Source organism: Bradyrhizobium sp. AUGA SZCCT0431, assembly GCF_018131065.1.
Lineage (GTDB): Bacteria > Pseudomonadota > Alphaproteobacteria > Rhizobiales > Xanthobacteraceae > Bradyrhizobium.
This window is the reverse complement of record NZ_JAFCLR010000004.1, coordinates 159,249-184,212: the sequence shown is the minus strand read 5'-3', so window position 1 is coordinate 184,212 and position 24,964 is coordinate 159,249. Positions and strand designations below refer to the sequence as shown.

The window sequence follows — 24,964 nt, the reverse complement described above, 5'->3', positions numbered from 1 at the left end:
GTCCCGTTCTTTCGGGATCGAGCGGTATTGCAATTATTCCGCAGCGGTGACCAGAGGATCCTGGACCGGCGGCGGGGTGCGGTTGGGCGCCTCGTTGTCGTCGTCGATCTGCGCGAGTTTCTCCCGCGCCTCCTCGGCTTCGCGCTGCCTGTTCCACATACTGGCATAAAGTCCGGCGGAAGCCAAAAGCCGGGCATGCGTGCCGCGCTCGGCAATGCGGCCCTGATCCAGCACGATAATTTCGTCGGCGCCGACGATGGTCGAGAGCCGATGCGCGATCACCAGCGAGGTGCGGCCGCGCGAGACCCGTTCGAGCGATTCCTGGATTTCATGCTCGGTGTGACTATCGAGCGCCGAGGTCGCCTCATCGAGCACCAGGATCGGCGGCGCCTTCAACACGGTGCGCGCGATCGCGACGCGCTGCTTCTCGCCGCCGGACAATTTCAGTCCGCGTTCGCCGACCTGGGTCTCATAACCCAGCGGTGACATCCGGATGAAGCTGTCGATCTGCGCCAGTTGCGCGGCCTCCTCCACCTCCGCATCGCTGGCGTCCCAACGGCCGTAGCGGATGTTGTAGCGGATGGTGTCGTTGAACAGCACGGTATCCTGCGGCACCATGCCGATCGAGGCGCGCAGCGACGCCTGGGTGACGTTCCTGATGTCCTGGCCGTCGATCAGGATCTGACCGCCGGAAACGTCGTAAAGGCGGAACAGCAGCCGCGAGATCGTCGACTTGCCCGCCCCCGAGGGGCCGACGATCGCAACCGTCTTGCCCGCCGGCACCTCGAAGCTGAGGCCCTTCAGGATCGGACGCTCGGGGTCATAGGCAAACCGCACGTCTTCGAAACGCACATTGCCCGAACCGACCACCAGCGGCACGGCGCTCGGGATATCCTTGATCTCGGGGTTGCGCGACAGCACGCTGAACATCTTCTCGATGTCGATCACCGCCTGCTTGATCTCGCGATAGACCATGCCCATGAAATTGAGCGGCTGGTACAACTGGATCATCATGGCGTTGACCATGACGAAGTCACCGACGGTGTTGGTGCCGTTGCGCACGCCGATCGCGCACATCAGCATGGTCGCGGTGAGACCGAGCGTGAAGATGACCGCCTGCCCGGTGTTGAGCACCGCGAGCGACGTGTAAGTCTTCACGCTGTTGTGTTCGTAGCGCTCCATCGAGCGGTCGTAGCGCGCGGCCTCGCGCTGCTCGGCGCTGAAATATTTCACGGTCTCGTAGTTGAGCAGCGAGTCGATCGCCTTGGTGTTCGCCTCGGTGTCGGAATCGTTCATCTTGCGGCGGATCTCGATCCGCCATTCGGTCGCGATGTAGGTGTAGTACATATAGATCACGACCGTGACCGCGGTGACCAGCACGTAGCGCCAGTCGAACTGCCACAGCAGCACCGCCATCAACAGCGACACCTCGACGATGGTCGGGATCAGTTGCAGGATCACCATCCGCACGATCACTTCGATGCCGGTGCGGCCGCGCTCCAGCACGCGGGTCAGTCCCCCGGTCTTGCGCTCGAGGTGGAAACGCAGCGACAGCTCGTGCATGTGCACGAAGGTGATGTAGGCGAGCTTGCGCACCGCATGCATCGCAACGCGCGCGAAGATGCCGTCGCGCCACTGCGTCAGCACCGCCATCAGCACCCGCACCGCGCCGTAGCTTGCCGTCATCAGCAAGGGTGACGCGATCAGCCACAGCGTCCAGTTCGACGGTTCCACCGGCGCGCTGCCGTGGCCGTTGAGCGCGTCGATCGCCCATTTGAAGGTGAAGGGCACCGTCAGCGTCGCGAGCTTCGCGACGAGCAGCAGCACCATCGACCAGACCACGCGCATTTTCAGGTCGGCGCGGTCGCCGGGCCAGATATAGGGCCACAGATGCGCCAGCGTCCCGATCAGGGTCGCCTTTTCGAGGGAGTCGCTGGCGGGCAGCGGCGCTTCGTCGGCTCGCGAATCAGTGTCGGCCATGGATCAAGCGCCCAAAAGTCTGATGGCGCGCCCGTTCGCCGTCACATGGTTTCCAATGATCGTCATTCTGCTCGTGATATAGAGCGTTTGAACGCCGCGTACAGCCTTGAAAGGCAAAACTTTCTCCAGTTTGCCCATATTTCGGGTTCAAAACCGCTGCGGCAGTATATTGTTGGACTTGAGCTTTTTACGCTGCAGTGCCACATAAATTGCATGAACCAAATCAAAACCGTCTGCGTCTATTGCGGCTCCGGCTCCGGCTCCAACCACCGTTTCCTCGAAGCGGCGACCGCTCTGGGCAAGGTGTTCGCCGAGAACGGTATCCGCCTCGTCTATGGCGGAGGATCAGTGGGCCTGATGGGCGCGGTTGCCAAATCCGTGCTGGATAACGGTGGCACCGTCACCGGGATCATTCCGGACTTTCTTGCCAACCGCGAGCGCATGAATCCGAACCTTACCGAACTGGTCGTCACGCCTGACATGCACGAGCGCAAGCGGCTGATGTTCGAACGATCGGATGCATTCGTCGCCCTTCCCGGCGGCGTCGGAACGCTGGAAGAGCTGGTCGAGCAGATGACCTGGCAACAGCTCGGCCGACATACCAAACCGGTGCTGCTCGCCAACATCGATAATTTCTGGGAGCCGCTGATCGCGCTATTGACGCATATGCGCGCCAATCAGTTCATCCGCCCTGCCCTGGATGTCGAGGTGTTGAAGGCCGAACGCGTCGAGGACATCCTGCCGCGCCTGCGCGCCGCCGCAGCCCTTGCGCCCGCGGGCACCCAGGAGATGGTGCCGGACGTCGCGCGACGGCTGTAGATAGAAGGATTCCGGGCATGAGCACGCTGGAGCACCCTCGCCCGCAAGGACTGCTGCACAATGCGGCCTTCTCGCAAGTCGTCGCAGCCACCGGGACGCGCACGATCTACACGGCGGGACAGGTGTCTATCGATGAGCGCGGCGAACTGGTCGGCGCCGGGGATCTGGCCGCGCAAACCGAACAGGTGATGCGCAATGTCGGGCTCGCCCTTGCCGCAGCTGGCGCTGACTTCAGCGACGTTGTGAAGATCACCACCTACGTCGTGAACTACAAACCCGAGCATCGGGCCATCGTCGGCAAAGCGCGGGCACCGTTCTTCGCGAAAGGTACGCCACCGGCGAGCACGCTCGTCGGCGTGTCCGCGCTCGCACTGCCGGAGTGGCTCGTCGAGATCGAGGCCGTCGCCGTCGTCGACTAGGTCGACGGCCCTTCGTCGCAATCGCTGCCTGGCTTCTGATCCTTGCTACAAATCGGGAAATGTCACCGCCTCGATGCGGTTGCCGTCGGGATCGATCACAAACGCCGCGTAGTATTTCACGCGGTCGTGCGGACGCAGGCCCGGCGCGCCGTCGGAGCGGCCGCCGGCGCTCAGCGCCGCGGCGTGGAAGGCATCGACAGCTTCAGTGGAGCGCGCGCGTAGGCAGATATGGACGCCGCTCTCCGGCGCGACCGGCGGCATGCCGGCACGCAGATTGATCCAGAATTCGGAATAGGTTTTGCCGAAGCCGATGGTCGCGGGGCGCGTCACCAGCCGCGTCAGGCCGAGCGCGGCAAGTGTCGCTTCATAGAAGCGCGCCGCGCGTTCGAGATCGGCAACTCCGACGGAGACGTGATCGAGCATACGAGATTTCTCCCCATCGGTGCGCCGAATTTTATCCGTCATTCCGGGATGGTCCGAAGGACCAGACCCGGAATCTCGAGATTCCGGGTTCGATGCTTCGCATCGCCCCGGAATGACAATCTGGCCTCACACCGGCGCGCCTGATTTCACCAGCTTGTAGACCACCGAATCCATCAGCGCCTGGAACGAAGCGTCGATGATGTTGGGCGACACGCCGACTGTGATCCAGCTATCGCCGTTTTCATCCTCGCTCTCGATCAGCACCCGCGTCACCGCCTCCGTGCCGCCATTGAGGATACGGACGCGGTAGTCGATCAGCCTCAGGCCTTCGATGTATTTCTGGTATTTGCCGAGGTCCTTGCGCAGCGCGACGTCGAGCGCGTTGACGGGGCCGTTGCCCTCCGCGGCCGAGATCAGCCGCTCGCCGGCGACATCGACCTTCACCACCGCGAGCGCCACCGTGACGCGCTGGCCGTTGGAATTGTAGCGCTGCTCGACATTGACGTCGAACTGCTCGACCCGGAAATATTCCGGCACCCGCCCGAGCGTGCGCCGCGCCAACAGATCGAACGACGCATTGGCGGATTCGTAGGCGTAACCGGCCGCCTCGCGCTCCTTCAGCTCCTCGACCAGCCGCGCCAGCTTCGGATCGCTCTTCTCGTACGGAATGCCGGCGCGGTCGAGTTCGGCCATCACATTGGAGCGGCCGGCCTGATCGGACACCAGCACCTTGCGATGGTTGCCGACCAGTTCGGGCAGCACGTGCTCATAGGTGCGCGGGTCCTTCATGACAGCGGAGGCGTGGATGCCGGTCTTGGTCACAAAGGCGCTTTCGCCGACATAGGCGGCGTGGCGGTTCGGCGCGCGGTTCAGCATGTCGTCGAGCGTCCGCGACACCTTCATCAAGGTCGCCATCTTTTCATCGGTAACCCCGATCTCGAAGGTGTCCGAAAATTCGTTCTTCAGCCGCAGGGTCGGGATCAGCGAACAGAGATTGGCATTGCCGCAGCGCTCGCCGAGCCCGTTCAGCGTGCCCTGGATCTGCCGCGCCCCGGCGCGCACCGCCGCGAGCGAGTTGGCGACCGCCTGCTCGGTGTCGTTATGGGCGTGGATGCCGACGTTACCGCCGGGAATCTGCTTGATCACGTCGCCGACGATGGTCTCGACTTCATGCGGCATGGTGCCGCCATTGGTGTCGCACAGCACGACCCAGCGCGCGCCGGACTCGTAAGCCGCCTTGGCGCAGGCCAGCGCGAACTCGGAATTCTCCTTGTAGCCGTCGAAGAAGTGCTCGCAATCCACCATCACCTCGCGGCCGGCGGCCTTGGCAGCACTCACGCTGTCGCGGATCGAGGCGAGGTTTTCCTCATTCGTGGTCTCGAGCGCGACGCGCACCTGATAGGCCGAGGCTTTCGCGACAAAGCAGATCGCATCGGCCTTTGCCTCGATCAGCGCTGCAAGCCCCGGATCGTTGGAAGCCGAGCGGCCGGGACGGCGCGTCATGCCGAACGCGGTGAAGCGCGCATGGTCGAGCTTCGGCTTGGTCGCAAAAAATTCGGTATCGGTCGGATTGGCGCCGGGATAGCCGCCTTCGACATAGTCGATGCCGAGTTCGTCGAGCATGCCGGCGATGATCTGCTTGTCATGCAGCGTGAAGTCGACGCCGTTGGTTTGCGCGCCGTCGCGCAGCGTGGTGTCGAACAGATAAAGGCGTTCGCGGCTCATTGTGGCGCTCCCGGCGCGGCCTCGGCCAGCGTCTTCTGCATCGTGGTATTGGCGAGCCATTCACCGTTGATGGTGACGGTGTTGCGCTGCATGGCGACGTAACCGCGCTTCAGGAAGAATTCCTGCGCGTTGTCGCTGACGTCAACGGTAAGAATCTTGGCGCCGCGCCCACCGGCGAGCTTTTCCAGCGCATCGCACAGCATCGCGCCGACGCCCTGCCCCACCGCACTCGGGTGCACGTAGAGCATCTCGATATGCGAGGCGCCCTTGAGCGAAGCGAACCCGACCGGTGAATTCTGCAGCGTCGCGATCAGGGTCAATTCACCGGCCAGCTTCTTGCCGAACTGTTCCTCATCATCGGCCGCCGACGCCCAGGCTTCCTGCTGCGCCTCGCCGTAATCGTCCCCGGTCAATTCCTGGATCGCGGCAACGAAGATCGCCGCCACAACAGGGGTATCCGCCGCGAGGAACGGCCGTAGTGCAGGTTTGGGCAACGACTGTCCCATCGCGTCAAAACACTCCGAACAATCTCAGCACGAGCACGACCGCCGCGACGATCACCGCCCATTTGATGAAGATGTAGTAGCGCCAGTGCTTTGGGAAAGGCGTATCGGGTCTGGTCATCACGCAATCTCCCAGGTGGTCACGGGTTTGCCATCGGCGTCTTTGCCGTCCTTGATGACAACGCCCATCGCGGCGAGCTCGTCGCGGATCCGATCGGACTCCTTGAAGTCCTTTCGCGCCCGCGCGGCGGCGCGGTCAGCGATCAGCCGATCGACCTGCTCTGCATCGATGCCGCTCGCCTGCTGCTTGCGTCCCTTCCAGTCGGCCGCGCTCACGGACAGGAATCCGAGCAGCCGAAGGGACGCGGCGAACTCACCGCGTTCGCGCTTCCCCCCGGACGCCGCTGCATTGCGAAGGCCGTGCAAGACCGCCATGGCCTGCGCCGTGTTGAGGTCATCATAGAGCGCTTCGGTCAGGGCCGGCGACGGCTCACCGGCGTCGGCGTCGGCTGCGACGGCGTACCAATCGTCGAGTGTCCTGGCGCTTTCTTCCGCCCCCTTGGTTGTCCAGTCGAGCGGCGACCGGTAATGCGTCTTGAGCATGCTCAAGCGCAGCACCTCGCCCGGCCAATCGGCCAGCATCTCGCGGATCGTGAAGAAGTTGCCGAGCGACTTCGACATCTTCTCGCTCTCAAGCTGCAGGAATCCGTTGTGCATCCAGACCTCAGCCATGCGGTCGGAATGAAAGGCGCAGCAGGTCTGCGCCAGTTCATTCTCATGGTGCGGAAACACCAGGTCGATGCCGCCGCCATGGATGTCGAATTTCTCGCCGAGATGTTTCCAGGCCATCGCCGAGCATTCGATGTGCCAGCCCGGGCGGCCTTCCACGGTGATGCCGGCCGGCGACGGCCACGACGGCTCGCCCGGCTTCGACGGCTTCCACAGCACGAAGTCGGTGTTGTCGCGCTTGTAAGGCGCGACGTCGACGCGTGCGCCCGCGATCATCTCGTCGAGCGAGCGCCTCGACAATGCGCCATAGCGCGGCATCACCGAATTTGCGGCATTCATCGCCTGCGGCGAGAACAGCACGTGGTCTTCGGCGGCATAGGCAAAGCCGCCGGCAACCAGTCTCTCGATGATCGCCCGCATCTCCGGGATATGCTCGGTCGCACGCGGCTGCACGGTCGGGGCCAAGCAGCCGAGCGCGGTGACGTCGTCCTGATACTGCTGATAGGTGGTTTCCGTGACCTTGCGGATCGCCTCGTTCAGCGGCACGCCGGGATAGTCGCGCGCGGCGCGCACGTTGATCTTGTCGTCGACGTCGGTGATGTTGCGTACATAGGTCACATGATCAGCGCCATAGCGATGGCGCAGCACGCGGAACAGCACGTCGAACACGATCGCGGCGCGACCGTTGCCGATATGGGCGAAGTCATAGACCGTCGGTCCGCACGCATACATGCGGACGTTATCGGAATCGAGCGGCGTGAACGGCCGCTTCTCCTTGGTCAACGTATCGTAGAGTCGTAATTGCATGGGTATCCCGTACCTTACGGCCGGGCGTCCAGTGATCTCATTTTGAGAAAAGACGGCCTCAGCCAGCGAATCGCTAGCTAATAATCTCGCGGCAAATGCTGCAGATGGCGAGGAAACCGTTCATGGTTCCACCATGTCCCAGCCCGGGGGATGACGTCAAGGCCCGCCTGCGGCCGTTTTTGAGCCAAATTCGCCGCTAAACGCCCGGCAACCGGCTCATGGTTAATCATTGTTAAGACTTTGGGCTTATCTGAGAGGGGCGATCCCGTTTCCTTATTGGGTGCCCCATGCGAATTTCAGCAGCATTTTTTACCAGCGCATTCCTGCTCACCGCCTCGGCCGCTTATGGCGACAGCCGCGTTTTCATCATTGCCAATCAGGCCGACGGCTACGGCATCGACCAGTGCCTCGCCAAAGGTGACAAATGCGGCGCCCATGCCGCCCGCTCCTATTGCCAGTCACGCGAATTTGCTTCCGCCACCGCCTACCGCCGCGTCGATCCCGATGAAATCACCGGATCGGTTCCGAGGGGCGGAAACGACAAATGTAGTGGCAGCGGCTGCGACGAATACGTCGCCATTACCTGCCAGCGCTGAGCCGGATCGCCGCGGCGGGCCGTTGCCGCATTGCCACACCGGCGCCGCGGAAACGACGTGACGCTGCCCCGAGAAGCGGCTATGGGATGCGGCCTTGGCCGCACCATGCCGCCTTGGCCGCGCCTTTTCGGCTATAAAGCCGCGTGGATTCGTTTCTGATGGCTGGATATGCCCCTGACGCTAACTGCTCCCTTCTCCCGTTGGATTTTGACCTGCGCCGTGCTGCTTGCTGGCATCGCCGCGACGAATTCGGCTGCGGTCGCACAAGCCGATCCCGCACAATCCAACATGGACGCGCTCGCACAGATGCCCCCCGGAGCAGCGCCGCCTCCACAGCAACAGGGCGCGCAAGCCAACCCGATCTGCATCCGGCTTGAAGGACAATTGGCGGCCGTCGACCGCGGTGCCAGCGGCGGCGATCCTGCCAAGGAAGAACAAATCCGCCGCTATCAGGAAGCGGCAACCAAACAGCAGGCCGAGCTTGACCGCGTCACGATGCAAGCGAAGCGGATGGGCTGCGAAAGCTCCGGCTTCTTCTCGCTGTTCAACGGCCAGTCCGCACAATGCGGACCGGTCAATAACCAGATCCAGCAGATGCGCGGCAATCTCGAGCAGATGACGACCAGCCTCGAGCGTTTGCGCTCAGGCGGCATCGGCGGCGCCGACCGCGAAAACCAGCGCCGTTCGGTGCTGACGGCGCTCGCGCAGAACAATTGCGGCCCGCAATACGCCGCTGCCGCGCGCAGCGGGGGCAGCTTCATCGACAATCTGTTCGGCAACAACACCATCCCTCCGCCGAGCGCCGATCTCGGTGCGCCATCCGGCACGTTCCGCACGGTCTGCGTCCGCACCTGCGACGGCGCCTATTTCCCGGTCTCGTTCGCCACCTACCAGGCGCGCTTCCAGGACGATGAGAAGACCTGCAAGGCGCTGTGCCCGGCAACGGAAGCATCGCTGTTCACCTATCGTAATCCCGGCGAAGACATCAACCAGGCGGTCTCGGTCAGCGGCCAGCCTTACTCGTCGCTGCCCAATGCGTTCAAATTTCGCACCGAGTTCAACCCGTCCTGCGCCTGCAAGGCCGCGGGCCAGACCTGGTCGGATGCGCTGAAATCGATCGACGAGAAAGCCGCCGCCGAACAGCAGGGCGACATCATCGTCACCGAAGAGAGCGCGAAGAGGATGCAGCAGCGCGCGATGCCTCAGCAGAAGACGGCCCCCGTCGCCAAGAAGGGCACGGCCCCCGCAGGCACGACGGCCGCCGCGCCCGCTCCTGCAACTCCGGCGCCTGCCGCCGAGTCAACCGGCGCGACGGACGAGAAGAAGCCGATCCGCACCGTCGGGCCGACCTTCATCCCGCCGAAACAGTAATTAGCCGTCGAACACATCCGCCGAAGCGCGCCCTGCGCGGGCGACCAGTTTCTCGTCGGGCGCCGGCAACGCCTTGCCGTTGTCGCGAAAGCGGTTGGTGATGGGATAGCGGCGGTCGCGGCCGAAATTCTTTTCCGTGACCTTGACGCCCGGCGCCGCCTGCCGGCGCTTGTATTCAGCGATGTTGAGCAGCCGGTCGATCCGCGTCACCACATCGGCCGGGAAACCCGCCGCTATGATGGAAGCCAGCGGCTCCTCGCGTTCGACCAGCCGTTCCAAGATGCCGTCGAGTATCTCGTAGGGCGGCAGCGAATCCTGGTCGGTCTGGTTCTCGCGCAACTCCGCGGTCGGCGGGCGGACGATGATGTTGACCGGAATGACCTCGCCCGACGGGCCCAGCGCGCCTTCCGGCTTCCATTCATTGCGCAGGCTCGACAGGCGGAACACTTCGGTCTTGTAGATGTCCTTGATCGGGTTGAAGCCGCCGTTCATGTCGCCATAGAGCGTGGCGTAGCCGACCGACATTTCCGATTTGTTGCCTGTCGTGACCACCATCGCGCCGGTCTTGTTCGAAATCGCCATCAGCAGCGTGCCGCGGGTGCGCGCCTGCAGATTTTCCTCGGTGATGTCGCGCGGCAGGCCGGCGAAAGTGCCGGACAGGATTTTCTCGAACCCGTTCACGGCGTCCGCAATCGGCAACACCTCGTAGCGGAAGCCCAATGCAGTCGCGAGCTTTGCCGCATCGTCGAGCGAGACCTGCGCGGTGAACCGAAACGGCAGCATTACGCCGCGGACACGCTCCGCACCCAACGCATCGACCGCGATCGCCGCACACAAGGCCGAGTCGATGCCGCCGGAGACGCCGAGCAGCACACCGGGAAAGCCGTTCTTGCGAACGTAATCGCGCAGGCCCAGCACGCACGCCGCGTAATCGCCCTTGTCGCCCTCGATCAGCGGCACCACCGGTCCATTACAGCGCCAGCCGTCGGCGCCCTTGGTCCAAATCAGCGTCGTGATGTTTTCCTCGAACGCCGGCATTTGCGTCGCGACCGAAAGGTCGGCGTTGAGCGCGAACGATGCGCCGTCGAACACCAGTTCGTCCTGCCCGCCGATCTGGTTCAGATACACCAGCGGCAACCCGCTCTCGGTGACACGCGCGACCGCGATCGACAGCCGCAGATCGTTCTTGTCGCGCGCGTATGGCGAGCCGTTCGGCACCACCAGAATTTCTGCGCCGGTCTCGGCGAGGCACTCGACGACGTTTTCATACTCTTCTGACTCTTCGAGCCAGATGTCCTCGCAGATGGGAACGCCGACTCGAACTCCCTTCACCGTCACCGGCCCCGCGGCGGGCCCGCGTGCGAACAGGCGCTTTTCGTCGAACACGCCGTAGTTCGGTAGATTGGCCTTGAAACGAAGCGCGGCGATGCGGCCCTCATCGAGCAGCGCGCAGGCGTTATAGAGCTTGCCGTCCTCGACCCAGGGCGTGCCGATCAGGACAGCCGGACCACCACCCGCGGTCTCGCGCGCCAGTTCCTCGATCGCCGAGCGGCAAGCCGCCTGGAACGCCGGTTTCAGCACCAGGTCTTCCGGCGGATAGCCGGTGATGAACAATTCCGGCAGCACAAGCAGATCAGCGCCATCGGCTTTCGCCTGCTCACGCGCGGCGCGCGCTTTCGCGGCGTTGCCCGCGACATCGCCCACGGTCGGGTTCAACTGCGCTAGCGTAATTGTGAATTTCGGTTCGCTCATACGCCAATGGTGCCCTGCACACGCCGAAACTTCAATCGCCGCCTTTAGAACGCGCCTATGCGTTCGGCGATGGCAAACAGCCAGAACGCGCCGGACATCAACAGCGCCACGCCGACCGCGGCCGATCCCATGTCCTTGACCCGCCCGATCTGCGGATCATGGTCGGTGGTGAGCCGGTCGGCGAGCTTTTCGATCGCGGTGTTGAGGATCTCGACGACGAGGACGAACGCCACCGCCGCGACCAGTTCCACCCGGCGCATCACGCTGGCGCCGACCAGCCAGGCCAGCGGCACCGACAGCGCCAGCGCAAACAGTTCCTCGCGGACGGCCTGCTCCGACCGGATCGCAAAAGCGAGGCCGTTACGCGTATTGATCGTGGCGCGCCAGAGTCGCAGCAAGTCAGAAACCCGCTACGGCCGGCATCGGTTTGACCTTGCCGGCGCGTTCCTGCTTGAGCAGTTCGGCGATCAGAAAGGCCATGTCGATCGATTGTTCGGCGTTCAGACGGGGATCGCAGACCGTGTGATAGCGGTCGTTGAGGTCCTCGTCGGTGATGGCGCGGGCGCCGCCGATGCATTCGGTGACGTCCTGCCCGGTCATTTCAAGGTGAATGCCGCCGGCATGGGTGCCTTCCGCCTGATGGATGGCGAAGAACGACTTCACTTCCGACAATATCCGGTCGAACGGGCGGGTCTTGTAGCCTGAACTGGAGCTGATGGTGTTGCCGTGCATCGGATCGCACGACCAGACCACGACGCGCCCTTCCCGCTGCACCGCGCGGATCAACGGCGCCAGATGATCGCCGACCTTGTCCGAACCAAAGCGGTTGATCAGCGTCAGCCGTCCCGGCTCGTTGTCAGGATTGAGGATGTCGATCAGCTTCAGCAGTTCATCGGGCTTGAGCGACGGGCCGCATTTCAGGCCGATCGGGTTCTTGATGCCGCGGAAATATTCGACATGGCCGTGGTCGAGCTGGCGGGTGCGGTCGCCGATCCAGATGAAGTGGCCCGACGTCGCGTACCAGTCGCCGGTGGTGGAGTCGACGCGGGTAAAGGCCTGCTCGTAGCCCAGCAGCAGCGCCTCGTGGCTGGTGTAGAAATCGGTGGCGCGAAGCTCCGGATGGCTTTCGAGATCGAGGCCGCAGGCGCGCATGAAATTCAGCGCGTCCGAAATACGATCTGCCAGTTCCTTGTAGCGGCGTGACTGCGGCGAGTCCTTCAGGAAGCCCAGCATCCACTGATGCACACTGCCGAGATTGGCAAAGCCGCCGGTCGCAAACGCACGGAGCAGGTTGAGCGTCGCCGCCGACTGCCGATAGGCCATCAACTGGCGCTGCGGATCGGGGATGCGCGCCTCGGGGGTGAACGCGATGTCGTTGATGATGTCGCCGCGATAGCTCGGCAGCTCGACCCCGCCAATCTTCTCGGTGTTCGACGAGCGCGGTTTAGCAAACTGTCCGGCGATGCGGCCGACCTTCACGACCGGCAGCGCGCCGGCGTAGGTGAGAACGACGGCCATCTGCAGCAGCACGCGGAAAAAGTCGCGGATGTTGTTGGCACCGTGCTCGGCAAAGCTCTCGGCACAATCGCCGCCCTGCAGCAGGAAGGCTTCGCCGGCGGCGACGCGCGCCAGCGATTTCTTCAAATTGCGGGCTTCACCGGCGAACACCAGCGGCGGAAAGGTAGCCAACTGCGCCTCGACATCAGCCAACACCTTGGCATCGGGATAATCGGGCATCTGCAGCACCGGTTTGGCGCGCCAGCTATCGGGTGTCCACCGCTCGGACATGACGTTAACTCCTGAGCAAAAACCGCGACTTACCCGCGGTTACGAAGGGCCGGGTTATACACAGGGCGATGGCCAACCGCCATTAGATTTCCACCTGCCCCGTCAAGACCTTGCGGGCTTGCCCCGTCAAGCCCTTGCAGCAAAAGCCGAATTCGCATTTGTTAGGGCAAATCGCGAAAAAGCGAGAAGGAAATCGCGGGTGGCCGAGCTGGGGCTGGACGACGTATTCATCGACGATATCACGCTTCCCGCGGCGGATGGCTATCCGCTGGGGGCTACGCTGTTTTTGCCGCGCGGGCCCAAGCGCCACGCCGTGCTGATCAATTCGGCGACCGCGGTCCACCGCAAGGTCTATCGCGGCTTTGCCGGCTACCTCGCCAAGCGCGGCTGCGCGGTGCTGACCTATGACTACCGCGGCACCGGCGACTCGCGGCAGAAGTCGATGACCGGCTACAACCAGCCGAAATCGCTGGTCGGCTTCAACGCCTCGATGTCGGACTGGGCGGCGCAGGATGTCACCTCCGCGGTGGCCTGGATGCGCGAGCGCTACAAGGCGCTCCCCTTCGCCTATGTCGGGCATTCCTTTGGCGGCCAGGCGCTGGGCTTGCTGCCCAACAACACCGAGATCTCGCGCGCGCTGTTTATCGCAGCCCAAGCCGGCACCTGGAAACTGATCGCGATGCCCGAGCGCTATCGCGTCTATGCGATGCTCAATTTCGCGGTCCCCCTCACCCGCGCGTTCGGCTACACGCCGGGCTGGCTCGGGCTCGGCATGGACATGCCGAAGGATGTATTCCTGCAATGGGTCTCCTGGGTGATGAGCCCGCGCTACATGTTCGACGACAAGAATCTGGCGGCCTTGCAAAATTTTCCGAACTACAAAGGCGCGTTGCGCGCGCTGTGCATGTCGGACGATCCCTGGGCGACGCGGCCGGCGGTGGAGTTGCTGTGCTCGGGATTTACGGCCGCAAAACCCGAGATCATCACGGTGACACCAAAGGACACCGGCGCCAGCCGGATCGGCCATTTTGGTTTCTTCCGCCCCGAACATCGCGACACGCTGTGGCGCGGAGCGGCGGAATGGATTGAAGCGGCGGAGTAGGATGTCGTCCCGGCGAACGCCGGGACCCATACCGCGTGATCTCTCGGTGAAGGCTCGGTAGCAGAGACCATCCGCAAAACTTCTTCCTGTGGTTATGGGTCCCCCGATGCGCAATTGCGCATCTGAGCTCAAGGCCGGGACGACAGCGATGATTGTCGCTGCACCGAGGTCCAAACGCAGCTTTGCATTCTCGCGACCCATAGCGTCCGAGCTTTGCCAGAAACTTCCCGCCCTCTCAAACTGAGGGCGCAGGGAAGACCGGGTGCGCGCTGCACCCGCGGTCTCGCGTGCGGTTTGCACAAAACAAAGTGCACACGAGCATACAGGGCAGCGGAGAACACCCGGCCTTCCCTGCGCAATGGCTTTACGGCTTATAACGCGATCTCCCCGGTGAACGGGCTTTCTTGCCACCGTCGCCCCTGATCAGCTTTTGGCTTCCCAGGAACTTGACACCAGCAACGGGGTGTCAGGACCACGCGCCTTCGCCGTACGCCTCTGTCGCGTTACGTCTTCGCAACATCGGCGTCCACCGCAACCCGTCCAACGTCCGTGACGACGGCCGACGCCCTCTGAGTGGGACGGGATAGCGAGAAATATGCCCTGATTTTATCTTCTGGAAAAGCGAAATATTTTTTATTTCGGGGCTTGACACGATTTCCGATAAACAGAACTGACTTGCCTCGACTTCGCCAAGGCTACGCCGGGGCGCGGCCGTCGGGCTGATTTGTCGCTGCAATGTGATAATCGTCACAGCCAAACACCATTCTGGCCGCCTATTTCCACGACCGAGCCCGCGAGGGGATCACCAAGGAGGGAAACATGAACGCTCCGAAAATGGGAACAAAGCAGACGCAGGAAATCAACGCCGTAGAATTCACGGCTGCGGAATTGGACGCCGTGTCGGGCGGCAAGCCGCGTATCGATCGGGCCACCATCGAATGGCTCAAGGAAAATTACTTTCCCTGGATGATGAAGACCTCCACCAGGAACATTTGCTGACCTGGTTGACGTCACGGATGTGCCTGTCATCGGGCGCGCGTTCGCGCGACCCGGCGGAGCATCCGGACTCCGCTTTCAGGAGTTCTCTGTCCTCATGGCCTGCGACAAACGCGAAGCGTTTGCGCCAGGGATAAACATCCATTCATCAACATTGCCGGCGAATTATTCCCTTCATCCCGGAATATCCATTCGGGAAAAAGTGGAACATGCGCGCGCGCCACGCATTGATTGCCGATAGCCAGGAGGAGAACACGATGTTCAAGAAATCCCTGATCGTCGCGGCGTCGCTCGCGTTGGCCTCGTCCGCCTTTGCGCAATCCGGAACCAAATCGCCCGGCGCGTCGGATAGCTCACCGGGCCATCAGATGCAGGGTGCCAAGAAATCAACGGCTCCGGGCGCGTCGGAATACGCGCCCGGTCACAAGATGAAGGCTGCCAAGAAATCGACGGCACCGGGCGCATCGGAACACGCGCCGGGTCACAAGATGAAGGCTGCCAAGAAATCGACGGCACCGGGCGCATCGGAGCACGCGCCGAGTCAGCAGACCACGGGCAGCGCCACCAAGAAGAAATAGGCTCGCTCGCGAGAGCGACGTGACGCGGAGGCCCGGCACCCAAAGTGTCGGGCCTTCGTTTTGCGCGTGGCAAGATTTCGCACTTCGCCCGGAAATCAGCTTCCGTCATTCCCCGATGCGCAATTGCGCGTCTGAGGACTCGCAAAGCGAGGGCCCGGAATCCATCGGGCGACAGCGCGTCGGCCTGATGGATTCTCTGATGCGCAATTGCGCATCGGGAATGACGAAGGTCCGCAAGGCGGGTCAGGCTTCCGCCTTCACGCGCTGAGCTGTATCGAACAGGTCCGCCTGCGCATGGGGCTCTGCGGCAGAAAGGTCGTTGATCGGCCCTGCGCCTGCTTTGCCGGCGCTCAAAAACTTGACGCCGTAGGTCTTGCCGCGGCGCCAGACGACTTCGCAGGACTGGTGCTTTGGGCGATCGCGCACCAGCGCCAATCCGAATTTGTCGCGGACATCGATCGCGACATCGGTCACGATCCTTGCGCCGCCCGGCGATACATCGAGCACGAAGCATTCGCGGTTGGTGAGGCCATCGTCGACCGTCATCCAGGCCGGCTGCTTGTGCAGCTGCCGGCGCGGCTCGCGCACAACCTTCGTCTTCAGTGCATCCATCGTCACGGGTGACCATCCGTTGCGGATCAGCAAGCCACCAACTTGAAGCTAGGGCCGTAAGGTTCCCTTAGCGCTTTAACGGCGCATTGAATCGAACTTTACGGATTTGCAGCCGCGCGCCATCTGGGCGGCCGGCATTGTGACGTCGGTCACGGTCGCGGACCGGCCGCTGTGGTTCTTCCATCACCATCGCAAGTGGCTTTGCCACCAATGAATGGAGACTGACATGAACACCGTCAATCGCGAACTCAACGCAATCGAACTCGACGCCGTGAGCGGCGGCATGAAGTGGACGCCCGGCACCAAGAACCCCGACGTGATCGACGCCCGCGGCGGTCAATTGTCGTTCCTCGGATTAACCTTCACCTTCGACATCAACGGCAAGGTCAGCAGCTACGGCCCGAGGCCGTAACCCCGGCGCGGCGCGGCGTGGATATCCCACGCTGCCGCCGCGTTGCGGAACTGATGGTGCCCTAGGGAGTTTTATTTCCATGACCGAACCATTGCCATTGCTGATGGAAAATTCGATCCAGATCGCCTGGGATTATCTCGAGGGGACCGGCGAACTCGGCGATCCCGAAGTCGCGGCGCGCTTCCTGACGGATGCCGTCGAGACCCTGATCCGGCGCGGCGAAACGCGAAAGCTGATGCTCGCGAACCGGGCTATCGACGCCTACAAGCGGTTCAAAGAAGAGCGCCTGTTGTCGCTGGTCTCCTGAGCCCACCTGCCGACAGCCGCCCGCATGAGCACCGCGATATGCGGGGACCAAGACCCGGATGTCGCGTTGCTCATCCGGGCTACCTGCTGCCTCACATTTCTGGCGTTGAGCCGACGCCCGGCCGGGCATCGCCGTTGTCATCAACCATGTCAGCGAAAAATTAGACGAAGGTGCTGCGCTCGCCGCTGGAACCAACGCTTCGATTCAAACTTGAATCAGCGTTCCACGGAGTGCCCAGGCCATGACCGGATTGCCGTTAACCGTGCCCTATGGCGCCGATCAAACGCTCTATCTGGTGATGGACACGTTCGGTCCCAGGGATTTGCAGCTTCAGAATCCGATCGAGCGCCCCGATCTCGATACCGTGATCAACGACCTGATGCTGGCGCGCTTCAACAACCCGGTCGGAATCTACGCCTTCAACACGCTCGAACACTGGACCGCCGACATCTCCAAAAATGTCGCAGAGGAAATTCAGTGCCGCTGTGATATTGAGGGGGCTCCGGTGCCGGCGCATCTCGAAGACTTTGTTGCGAACAGCCTGAGCCGCGTTCGGACCCGGAAGCCCTAGATGGATTGGAAGCACCAATGAATTGGGTTTACTGGAATACGTTCTGGTCGCTGGTCGTCAGCTCGATCTGGTTCATGACCATCGTCTCGCATCCCGACTCCGTCGTCGTCGACCGGCATGTCCCCAAGCCACCCGCGCGTTAAGCGCACGAAATAGGCGCTGCCCAAAAAAGCAGCCGCTTCGCTCCCGCGGAATCCCGGGAGGTTGAGCGCCTTGACCACCCCAGCGATCGCTGAGCCATTGCGCCCAGCGCCCGGACGCATCCTCGCGCCGCACCATGCGGGCGAAATAGCGGCCGCACTGAAACCAGAATTCTTTCCTTGCGGGCCGGTTTCGGGCGGAAGACTGCAGGAACGCCCCGAACGCCTGACTGCGTTTAGGGATTGCAGGCCGGCAACGCCAAAGCGTCGATGCAGGGAAACGCAATGACACCGTAGTGATACGGAAGACAAATCACCTGCAAATCATTTATGCACGTACCATGGAAATCGCCCTCACCGTCATGCTCGCGTTCGTCGGCATCGCCTCCTGCGCGGTCGTGATGATCAGGATGTGGGGCCCGGAGGCCTTGGCTTTCCGGAGAAGGTCGTCGCGGGATACGAAGTAGCGACACATCCATGTGAGGCGAATGGTAGGGCGGGTTTAAGCCGAAGGCGTAACCCGCCATCTTGTGATCGCGAACGGCGATTACTCAATCCGCCTACGCGCTATGAAGAACGGGACGAGCAGGACACTGTGAAATCCAGTTCCTAATTACAGCAGGCGTGGCGATCTCGCCGTATACAAAAATCGTCTGATTGCCTTCGCCGGGGCCGCCTTCGTAAATTATCCCGAGGATGCCGTATTCGTGTTCCGTCGACCAGAAGATGGGCCCTCCGCTCATACCGGAGTAGTCAATATCGAGAGCGGGCTTCTCCTCCAAATTAGAAAACATCGAGAATCGTCTCTCAGGCCGACGCGGCAATTCGGCTAGGATCTCTATCTGCGGCAATGACACACGGTAGCCCGACGCGTCTTCGTGCTTGTGATACTTCAGTTTCTCGGGAAACCCTACCGCGTAAGCGTGCCGGATGTCATCGGGCGGCTCTTTCATGACGTCGAGGTCGATTGCCTCTTTGCCGATATGAGCAATGTGGTCAGGATTGATCTCGCGGATAGCAACGTCGGGGAGAGATTCGCCCTGATGAGTGCTCGGCTGAATGAAGCAGTCAAAGATCACGTGGAAGCCGTTAAGCATTGTTCTCATGGTGTGGCTATGTGGATCGCCGCTGGCGGCTAGCACATCACGGTAGTGCTGGACCACATGTGCGCAGGTGATACAGAATGTGCGGCTGCCAGATTTCACAAAGGTCAGCGTGCCATTGCGAAGGGCCGCGTCGGGCTGCGCCAACTGCAGCCACCCCGGCCCAATAACGACGTTCTGAGTGACGGCGAGCGTTGCACAATGAATGCCCGCGTTCTTATGAAGTCTTTCAGCAATGGGGAATTCGGACATTGTTTTGACGCGTGGCGACCGGGTTGACGGAAACTATATAAGTAGTCGCCAATTAGTTACAAATCGTCGGCGGGTTTTAGAAGCGTAACGCCGCATAGCATCGATGAACGGCGGATTACGCCTTCGGCTCAATCCGCCCTACGCGCTGCCGCTTGGCGATCTTCCGGCATTCATCTACCATAGGATGTTAGGGAGAGGGACGTAAGATGATTCCAACAGATGTAATTGAGTGGTTTCGAGGAATATTTGCGGATGTGAACCGGGAAATTGCAGCCAAGATTCATAATGTGCCGAACGCGCCAGAACCTAGCCTAGACATGTCCTTTATAGAGCATCTGACGCACTTTGCAGCGCCAATGATGCTCAAGTCGGGCTGGGCAATCCAGATCGATACACATTACTTGGGCGGGCTGGCTCACTGGAGGCGTTGGGAGATTGCAGACATTGGCGTCTTCATCTTCTTTCAACAACACGGAAAAATAGTTAGGCGGAAAGTCGCTCTCTTACAGAGCAAGAGATTGTACCCGCTAAACAACCTTGTCGACCAGACGAGGACTACGACTACATGCTCGGAATGGCAAGGATCGCCGAGCGAGATTCACTCATGAAGCCGCTTTCCGTTGGTAGTCTGTATGATTTCACTGTCGATAGTCGTTACCAAGCTCTGACGTCAGGTGATGAACAGCAGGCGCGCATTGCGGATTTCGTCCAAAAGACTGGGTGGCCTGTGTATTACAATTTCTACAATCCGCCAGTCGTGCCGCTTCATTTGATCTTACCCCGAAACAAGCATTACAAATGGCCCCAGGACCCTCCACTCGGCCAGCGAGTGATCCCGTTTGCTCCGGTGTTCAAGATGCTGACAAACAAGGGGAAGGGACAAGCACCAACGGTGAACGATGTAGACGGTTTGATTTCGGGAAGTGGTGACATAACGTGCGGTTGGCGGCTCGAGGATTTTTTTGCGGACATGCTTTTGGGATGCTCTGAGGGTCAGAGGTTCGACGATAGTCAAACTAGCGCACTTGAAATCCTCTTTCGAAGACGCTCAGGGCCTATTGCCGCGGCGATTGCAGTAACTGTAGACGTCGGTCCGGATGGACGGTTACCTGACTAACACGCAATCGGCACAATGCTTATGGACGCGGATACTCCGCGCCTACTCCGCCGTCGCTTCCCTCACATACCGCGCCGTCGGCGTCCGCATCGTCACCAGTTCTTCCGCCGCGGTCGGTGCAGCGCGATGGTTGCGTCGAAATCAGCCTTGGTCGCCTTCATCTTCACGGCGATGCCTCCGGCCTGCGTGATCTCGGCGACGGCCTCGCCAACGATGCGGTAGCTCCGCACGCGGTCGGTCTGGCCATCGACCACCAGTTTCATCAGGTCGTGAGCCGCCGATTGCTTCATGGCCCAGGGAAACCTTCCCGGCCTCGCGCGTTGTTGGAAACGAATACGGAGGACGGCCCATGCGAGCCCTGGTTCCAGCCTTGGCCCTGAGCGGGATGGCGTGCCTGATGCTGTCGTCGTCAGCCGCATCGCAAACACCGGCGCAAGGCGCGGATGCTGCGGCCGGCCAGCAGGCGTTCAACAATGCGTGCCGGACCTGCCACACGGTCAAGGAGGGCGATAACCGGCAAGGCCCAAATCTGCACCGGATTATGGGGCGGAAGGCAGGATCGCTGCCGGACTACGGCTATTCCAGCGCCATGAAGGAGGCAGGCTTCGCCTGGGACGCCGACAAGCTCGAGCGTTTCATGGCTAACGCCGATGCGGTCGTGCCCGGCAACACCATGAAGCCGTATGGCGGTCTCGCATCGGCGGACGAGCGGGCAAAGATCATTGCTTACTTGCAGTCGGGCACGGCCGGTCAATAACTGGCTGAAGGGTTCCCGGATTTCGCTGCGCTCGTCCGGGCTACGCACTGATGCGCGTTCGCTTCACGTGTGAACCTATCGGGAATACCATTGACCTGGATCAATATTGCCGGCGGTCCAAGTGTACCGGTGTTGTGCCGACTTCGAGGAAACTCCAATGCGCACTTTGGCTTTGACGATTTTGACGATGAGTATCGCCCTGGCAGGCGGGCAAGCCCGGGCTCAGACATATGGCCCAGTTTACGGTCCCCAGGCTTATGAGAGCGTTCGGAATAGCTACTGCCTGCAAGGGCGCCTATGGGGCTATCCGGGGAATTGCCAGTTCTCCAGCTACGCCCAATGCATGGCCACCGCTAATGGTACCGACGCCTATTGCGGGATCAATCCCCACTACGCCTTCGCACTCCAGCACCGCGGCGACTATCGACCCCGATACTGAGCGGCAGTGAAGCAATGTCGCGGCAGTAACTGGTGTCTCGTCGACAGCATCGTTCTCGGGGCGCGCGGACCGCTGGCCGGTTCATGCGCGCCCATCCGGGTTACTCCGCCGCCGCTTCCCGCACATAGCGCGCCGTCGGCGTCCGCATCGTCACCAGCTCTTCGGCCGCGGTCGGATGCAGCGCGATGGTGGCGTCGAAATCGGCCTTGGTCGCTTTCATCTTCACGGCGATGCCGACGGCTTGCGTGATCTCGGCGGCGGCTTCGCCGACGATGTGACAGCCGAGCACGCGGTCGCTCGTGCCGTCGACCACGAGCTTCATCAGGACGCGGGTGTCGCGGCCGGACATCGTAGCTTTAATGGGGCGGAAATCGGCCTTGTAGATATCGACGTGGCTGAACTGCGCGCGGGCTTCGGCTTCGGTCAGGCCCACGGTGCCGACTTCGGGCTGCGAGAACACCGCGGTCGGAATGGTGGCGTGATCGACCTGCACCGGGCGCTTGCCGAACACGGTGTCGGCGAAGGCATGGCCCTCGCGGATCGCCACCGGCGTCAAATTGGTGCGGTGCGTGACGTCGCCGATGGCGTAGATGTTCGGCGTCGACGTTTTCGACCAGGCGTCGACGGCGATGCCGCCGTTCTTCGGATTGATCGCGACGCCCGCGGTCTCCAGCCCGAGATTGGCGACGTTGGGATGGCGGCCGATCGCGAACATTACCTGGTCGGACGCGATGCTCGATCCGCTCGACAGGTGCGTGGTGAATTCCTTGCCGTGCCTGTCGACCTTGCTGATGGTGCAGCCGGTGATGATGTTGATGCCCTGCTTCTCCATCTCCGCGCGCACATGCTTGCGGACGTCCTCGTCGAAACCGCGCAAAATGTTGTCGCCGCGATAGATCACGGTGACGTCGGCGCCGTAGCCTTTGAAGATGCCGGCGAATTCGAGCGCGATATAGCCGCCGCCCTGGATCACGATGCGCTTGGGCAACTCAGTGAGGTGGAACGCCTCGTCCGAGGAGATCACGTGCCCGATGCCGGGAATTTCCGCGCCATGGTTGGGCCGGCCGCCGGTCGCGACCAGAATGGTTTGCGCGGTGACGCGCTTGCCGTCGGACAGGCGCAGCGTGTGGGCGTCTTCCAGCACCGCGCGGGCCTTCACCACCTGCGCGCCGGACTTCTCGACGTTTGTCGTGTAGATGCCTTCGAGCCGGGCAATCTCCCTGTCCTTGTTGGCGACCAAAGTGGGCCAGTCGAAGGAAACTTCCGGAATAGTCCAGCCGAAGCCGGCGGCGTCCTCGATCTCGTGACGGACATGCGAGCCGATCACGAACAGTTTTTTCGGCACGCAGCCGCGGATCACGCAGGTGCCGCCCATCCGGTATTCTTCGGCCACCATCACTTTGGCGCCGTAGCCGGCCGCGATGCGCGCGGCGCGGACGCCGCCCGAACCGCCACCGATGACAAACAGATCGACGTCGTATTCAGCCATGGTCAGCCCTTATCGTTTCCCCCTCGCCCGCAAGCGGGGCGAGGTAGAAACAAGTGGATCAGATTTCCTTGCCGCGCTTCCTCATCTCGGTGCGGAACTGGCCGTTGATCACCTCGGCAAAGGACTGCGCCCACTCGTTCATATAGGCCATGCTGCCCGAGATCGCCTTCGGTTCGTTCAGGATCAGTTTCTGGCCGAGCGGCGATTTGTAGAACGTCGCCAGGTCCTTCAATTCCTGCTCGGTGAACTCGTTGGCGTAGATCTGCGCCATGCCGTCGCCGATTTCCTTTTCGCGGCCGGCCAGATTCTTGGCGACGATCACGGCGACCTCGTTGAGGTCTTTCTGGTAGTTGAGGTTGGCCCCGAGCAGCACGTTCTTGGTCTTCTCGACGAGGCCCGGAACGGCGTTGGCGTACATTGCGCTCGCGTTCTTCATGGTCAGGATTTCCTTGGCGAAGGCGATTGCCGCCGGCGACGCCGGCTTGCCCGGTACCGCCACGGTGGGGGCGTTTTTCTGCTGCGCCATGGCCGGCGCTCCGATCAGCGCCAGCGCCACCGCGAGACCCGCAGCCGACAAACTTCCCGAAAAACTCTTCATTCCAATTCTCCTCAAAGATTCGGCGCTATCGCCGCTCAACTACGCGAATTCCCTGTGCGCCGGCCAGCACGGCCGTGCGGGCCAGGCCAATGAACAGACCATGTTCGACGACGCCAGGGATCACGCTCAACAAGCCTGCCAGACGCGGCGCATCCGGTATTTTCCCGAGATGGGCATCCACAATCCAGTGGCCGCCATCGGTGACAAAAACGTGGCCGTCTTTGGCCTTCCGGACCTCCATTTGCCCGGAAACGCCGCTTTGCGCAAATGCTGACGCGATCGCCCGCTGCGTCGCGGCAAGCCCGAACGGGATCACTTCGACAGGCAGGGGGAAGCGGCCGAGAAAATCGACCCATTTACTGTCGTCGGCGATCACGATCATGCGATCGGAGGCCGCGGCCACGATCTTCTCCCGTAGCAGCGCACCGCCGCCGCCCTTGATGAGATTGAGCGCGCCGTCGCACTCGTCGGCGCCGTCGACGGTGAGATCGAGGTGGTCGATCTCGTCGAGCGTGGTCAGCGGCACGCCGCAGGCCTGCGCCTGTGCGCGGGTCGCCTCGGAGGTCGGCACGCCGATCACGCGCATGCCGTTCGCGACCTTCTCGCCGAGCAGTTCGACAAAGTGTTTGGCGGTCGAGCCGGTGCCAAGCCCGAGCTTCATGCCGTCCTGTACATGCTCCAGCGCGCGCGCCGCCGCCTGCCGTTTCAATGCGTCCATGTCCACGTGGATATGCCCTTTGAAAATCCGCCGGTCTGGCGGCGCATATCTAGCGTCGTTTGGGCGGCAGGAATAGCGCTAACGAGGCCAAATCGGGCCTATCGAGCCCTTGCGTCATCACGCCCGGGCCGGTAGCGAATGCCAAATGACACCTCCCCGCACCCTCGTATTCGATCTCGACGGCACGCTGGTCGATACCGCACCGGATCTGATCAGCGCGCTCAATTTCGTGCTTCATCGCGAGGGCCTCGCCCCCGTGCCGCTCGCCCGCGCGCGCAACATGATCGGCGCCGGCGCGCGCAAGCTGATCGAGCGCGGCCTCGAACTCGAGGGCCGCACCATGAGCGTGGACGACGTCAACCGGCTGACCAGGGATTTCGTCGAATATTACGCCGCCCACATCGCCGATGAATCGCGCCCCTTCGAGGGGCTGGAAGCGGCGCTGGATGATCTGGAAGGACAAGGCTTTCGCTTTGCGGTCTGCACCAACAAGCTGGAATGGCTTTCAAAACTGCTGCTCGACAAGCTCGACCTCAGCAAGCGGTTCGCCGCGATCTGCGGCGCCGACACTTTTGGCGTCTCAAAGCCCGATCCGGTGATCCTGCAGCAGACGCTGGCCCGTGCCGGCACGCAGCTCGCGGGCGCCATCATGATCGGCGATGCCGGTCCCGATATCGGCGTGGCCCGGCGCGCGGGCATTCCGGTGATCGGGGTCGAATTCGGCTACACCGACGTGCCGATTGCCGAGTTGAAGCCGGACCGGCTGATCGGCCATTTTCGCGAACTGCCCGCGGCCGTGAACAGCCTGAACGGAGCCGCGACGGCCTCGTAACATATTGATTTATATATACTATCTGGATA

General features: G+C 62.1%; 28 protein-coding genes and 1 pseudogene. 15 read left to right on the top strand and 14 right to left on the bottom strand.

Annotation, left to right across the window (positions count from 1 at the left end; translation table 11 throughout):
- Positions 1-33: 33 nt before the first annotated feature.
- Positions 34-1,980 (bottom strand): ABC transporter ATP-binding protein/permease, encoded by a 1,947-nt coding sequence (locus JQ567_RS05310; protein WP_212437815.1) that lies wholly within the window; start codon positions 1,978-1,980, stop codon positions 34-36.
- Positions 1,981-2,193: 213 nt separating this feature from the next.
- Between JQ567_RS05310 and JQ567_RS05305 the strand changes: the two genes are divergently transcribed.
- Together JQ567_RS05305 and JQ567_RS05300 are read left to right on the top strand one after the other, a co-directional pair.
- Positions 2,194-2,799: a TIGR00730 family Rossman fold protein gene (locus tag JQ567_RS05305; protein ID WP_212437814.1), complete on the top strand. Its 606-nt coding sequence runs from the start codon at positions 2,194-2,196 to the stop codon at positions 2,797-2,799.
- 17 nt (positions 2,800-2,816) lie between these two features.
- Positions 2,817-3,218 carry a RidA family protein gene (locus JQ567_RS05300; protein WP_212437813.1) on the top strand — a complete coding sequence of 134 codons (402 nt, stop codon included), beginning with the start codon at positions 2,817-2,819 and terminating at the stop codon, positions 3,216-3,218.
- 45 nt (positions 3,219-3,263) lie between these two features.
- Here JQ567_RS05300 and JQ567_RS05295 read toward each other — a convergent pair whose 3' ends face one another.
- The 4 genes from JQ567_RS05295 to cysS all read right to left on the bottom strand — a co-directional run bounded on the left by JQ567_RS05295 (position 3,264) and on the right by cysS (position 7,405).
- Positions 3,264-3,641 (bottom strand): VOC family protein, encoded by a 378-nt coding sequence (locus JQ567_RS05295; protein ID WP_212437812.1) that lies wholly within the window; start codon positions 3,639-3,641, stop codon positions 3,264-3,266.
- Between the two features lie 126 nt (positions 3,642-3,767).
- Positions 3,768-5,366: a citramalate synthase gene (cimA, locus tag JQ567_RS05290; protein WP_212437811.1), complete on the bottom strand. Its 1,599-nt coding sequence runs from the start codon at positions 5,364-5,366 to the stop codon at positions 3,768-3,770.
- The gene (locus JQ567_RS05285) at positions 5,363-5,872 is read right to left on the bottom strand and encodes a GNAT family N-acetyltransferase (RefSeq protein ID WP_212207358.1); all 510 of its coding nucleotides are present in this window, start codon (positions 5,870-5,872) and stop codon (positions 5,363-5,365) included. Before JQ567_RS05285 ends, cimA begins: the two co-directional genes overlap by 4 nt.
- Before the next feature lie 117 nt (positions 5,873-5,989).
- A complete protein-coding gene (gene cysS, locus JQ567_RS05280; protein WP_212437810.1) occupies positions 5,990-7,405 on the bottom strand; it encodes a cysteine--tRNA ligase in 1,416 nt (471 codons plus the stop codon).
- Between the two features lie 287 nt (positions 7,406-7,692).
- On the opposite strand from cysS, the gene JQ567_RS05275 reads away from it, so the two are divergent.
- Positions 7,693-8,001, top strand: coding sequence for a hypothetical protein (locus JQ567_RS05275; protein ID WP_212296082.1), 309 nt, complete (start codon positions 7,693-7,695; stop codon positions 7,999-8,001).
- A 168-nt stretch (positions 8,002-8,169) separates the two neighbouring features.
- Complete coding sequence (locus JQ567_RS05270) at positions 8,170-9,372, top strand: DUF2865 domain-containing protein (RefSeq protein ID WP_212437809.1); 1,203 nt, start codon at positions 8,170-8,172, stop codon at positions 9,370-9,372.
- Here JQ567_RS05270 and JQ567_RS05265 read toward each other — a convergent pair whose 3' ends face one another.
- The 3 genes from JQ567_RS05265 to JQ567_RS05255 are packed head-to-tail and all read right to left on the bottom strand — an operon-like array spanning position 9,373 to position 12,912.
- Positions 9,373-11,124, bottom strand: a complete 1,752-nt coding sequence (locus tag JQ567_RS05265) for an NAD+ synthase (protein ID WP_212437808.1) — start codon at positions 11,122-11,124, stop codon at positions 9,373-9,375.
- Positions 11,125-11,168: 44 nt separating this feature from the next.
- A complete protein-coding gene (locus JQ567_RS05260; RefSeq protein ID WP_212207353.1) occupies positions 11,169-11,522 on the bottom strand; it encodes a diacylglycerol kinase in 354 nt (117 codons plus the stop codon).
- Between the two features lies 1 nt (position 11,523).
- Entirely contained in the window at positions 11,524-12,912 is a 1,389-nt protein-coding gene (locus JQ567_RS05255; protein ID WP_212437807.1) for a class II 3-deoxy-7-phosphoheptulonate synthase, read from the bottom strand.
- A gap of 199 nt (positions 12,913-13,111) precedes the next feature.
- Here JQ567_RS05255 and JQ567_RS05250 point away from each other — a divergent pair, with 199 nt between their 5' ends.
- The 3 genes from JQ567_RS05250 to JQ567_RS05240 all read left to right on the top strand — a co-directional run bounded on the left by JQ567_RS05250 (position 13,112) and on the right by JQ567_RS05240 (position 15,588).
- The gene (locus JQ567_RS05250; RefSeq protein WP_312017349.1) at positions 13,112-14,014 is read left to right on the top strand and encodes an alpha/beta fold hydrolase; all 903 of its coding nucleotides are present in this window, start codon (positions 13,112-13,114) and stop codon (positions 14,012-14,014) included.
- Positions 14,015-14,833: 819 nt separating this feature from the next.
- Positions 14,834-15,013: a hypothetical protein gene (locus JQ567_RS05245; protein WP_212437805.1), complete on the top strand. Its 180-nt coding sequence runs from the start codon at positions 14,834-14,836 to the stop codon at positions 15,011-15,013.
- 254 nt (positions 15,014-15,267) lie between these two features.
- The gene (locus JQ567_RS05240) at positions 15,268-15,588 is read left to right on the top strand and encodes a hypothetical protein (protein WP_212437804.1); all 321 of its coding nucleotides are present in this window, start codon (positions 15,268-15,270) and stop codon (positions 15,586-15,588) included.
- Between the two features lie 243 nt (positions 15,589-15,831).
- Here the strand turns inward: JQ567_RS05240 and JQ567_RS05235 are convergent, their stop codons facing one another.
- Positions 15,832-16,200, bottom strand: coding sequence for a PilZ domain-containing protein (locus JQ567_RS05235; RefSeq protein WP_249165271.1), 369 nt, complete (start codon positions 16,198-16,200; stop codon positions 15,832-15,834).
- Positions 16,201-16,426: 226 nt separating this feature from the next.
- Between JQ567_RS05235 and JQ567_RS05230 the strand changes: the two genes are divergently transcribed.
- From JQ567_RS05230 to JQ567_RS38590, 4 genes are all read left to right on the top strand, one after another.
- Entirely contained in the window at positions 16,427-16,612 is a 186-nt protein-coding gene (locus JQ567_RS05230; RefSeq protein ID WP_212437802.1) for a hypothetical protein, read from the top strand.
- A gap of 79 nt (positions 16,613-16,691) precedes the next feature.
- The gene (locus JQ567_RS05225; RefSeq protein ID WP_212031740.1) at positions 16,692-16,919 is read left to right on the top strand and encodes a hypothetical protein; all 228 of its coding nucleotides are present in this window, start codon (positions 16,692-16,694) and stop codon (positions 16,917-16,919) included.
- A gap of 241 nt (positions 16,920-17,160) precedes the next feature.
- The gene (locus tag JQ567_RS05220) at positions 17,161-17,490 is read left to right on the top strand and encodes a hypothetical protein (RefSeq protein WP_212437801.1); all 330 of its coding nucleotides are present in this window, start codon (positions 17,161-17,163) and stop codon (positions 17,488-17,490) included.
- 17 nt (positions 17,491-17,507) lie between these two features.
- Positions 17,508-17,633, top strand: coding sequence for a hypothetical protein (locus JQ567_RS38590; RefSeq protein ID WP_283816451.1), 126 nt, complete (start codon positions 17,508-17,510; stop codon positions 17,631-17,633).
- Between the two features lie 557 nt (positions 17,634-18,190).
- Here the strand turns inward: JQ567_RS38590 and JQ567_RS05215 are convergent.
- Positions 18,191-18,985: a hypothetical protein gene (locus JQ567_RS05215; RefSeq protein ID WP_212437800.1), complete on the bottom strand. Its 795-nt coding sequence runs from the start codon at positions 18,983-18,985 to the stop codon at positions 18,191-18,193.
- A 604-nt stretch (positions 18,986-19,589) separates the two neighbouring features.
- On the opposite strand from JQ567_RS05215, the gene JQ567_RS05210 reads away from it, so the two are divergent.
- Entirely contained in the window at positions 19,590-20,102 is a 513-nt protein-coding gene (locus JQ567_RS05210; RefSeq protein ID WP_212437799.1) for a hypothetical protein, read from the top strand.
- Between the two features lie 42 nt (positions 20,103-20,144).
- On the opposite strand, the pseudogene JQ567_RS05205 reads toward JQ567_RS05210, so the two are convergent.
- Positions 20,145-20,368: pseudogene (locus tag JQ567_RS05205) on the bottom strand (glutathione-disulfide reductase); the annotation flags it as partial.
- Positions 20,369-20,451: 83 nt separating this feature from the next.
- On the opposite strand from JQ567_RS05205, the gene JQ567_RS05200 reads away from it, so the two are divergent.
- Both JQ567_RS05200 and JQ567_RS05195 read left to right on the top strand, forming a co-directional pair.
- On the top strand, positions 20,452-20,859 hold the full coding sequence (locus JQ567_RS05200; protein WP_212437798.1) for a cytochrome c family protein: 408 nt from the start codon (positions 20,452-20,454) through the stop codon (positions 20,857-20,859).
- 157 nt (positions 20,860-21,016) lie between these two features.
- Positions 21,017-21,298: a DUF3551 domain-containing protein gene (locus tag JQ567_RS05195; protein WP_212437797.1), complete on the top strand. Its 282-nt coding sequence runs from the start codon at positions 21,017-21,019 to the stop codon at positions 21,296-21,298.
- Between the two features lie 100 nt (positions 21,299-21,398).
- On the opposite strand, the gene gor is transcribed toward JQ567_RS05195, so the two are convergent.
- The 3 genes from gor to rpiA are packed head-to-tail and all read right to left on the bottom strand — an operon-like array spanning position 21,399 to position 24,103.
- A complete protein-coding gene (gor, locus tag JQ567_RS05190; RefSeq protein WP_212437796.1) occupies positions 21,399-22,787 on the bottom strand; it encodes a glutathione-disulfide reductase in 1,389 nt (462 codons plus the stop codon).
- Positions 22,788-22,845: 58 nt separating this feature from the next.
- A complete protein-coding gene (locus tag JQ567_RS05185) occupies positions 22,846-23,385 on the bottom strand; it encodes a DUF2059 domain-containing protein (protein WP_212437795.1) in 540 nt (179 codons plus the stop codon).
- 25 nt (positions 23,386-23,410) lie between these two features.
- Positions 23,411-24,103 carry a ribose-5-phosphate isomerase RpiA gene (gene rpiA / locus JQ567_RS05180; protein ID WP_249165254.1) on the bottom strand — a complete coding sequence of 231 codons (693 nt, stop codon included), beginning with the start codon at positions 24,101-24,103 and terminating at the stop codon, positions 23,411-23,413.
- 145 nt (positions 24,104-24,248) lie between these two features.
- Between rpiA and JQ567_RS05175 the strand changes: the two genes are divergently transcribed.
- Positions 24,249-24,935, top strand: a complete 687-nt coding sequence (locus JQ567_RS05175; protein ID WP_212437793.1) for an HAD-IA family hydrolase — start codon at positions 24,249-24,251, stop codon at positions 24,933-24,935.
- Positions 24,936-24,964: the final 29 nt, after the last annotated feature.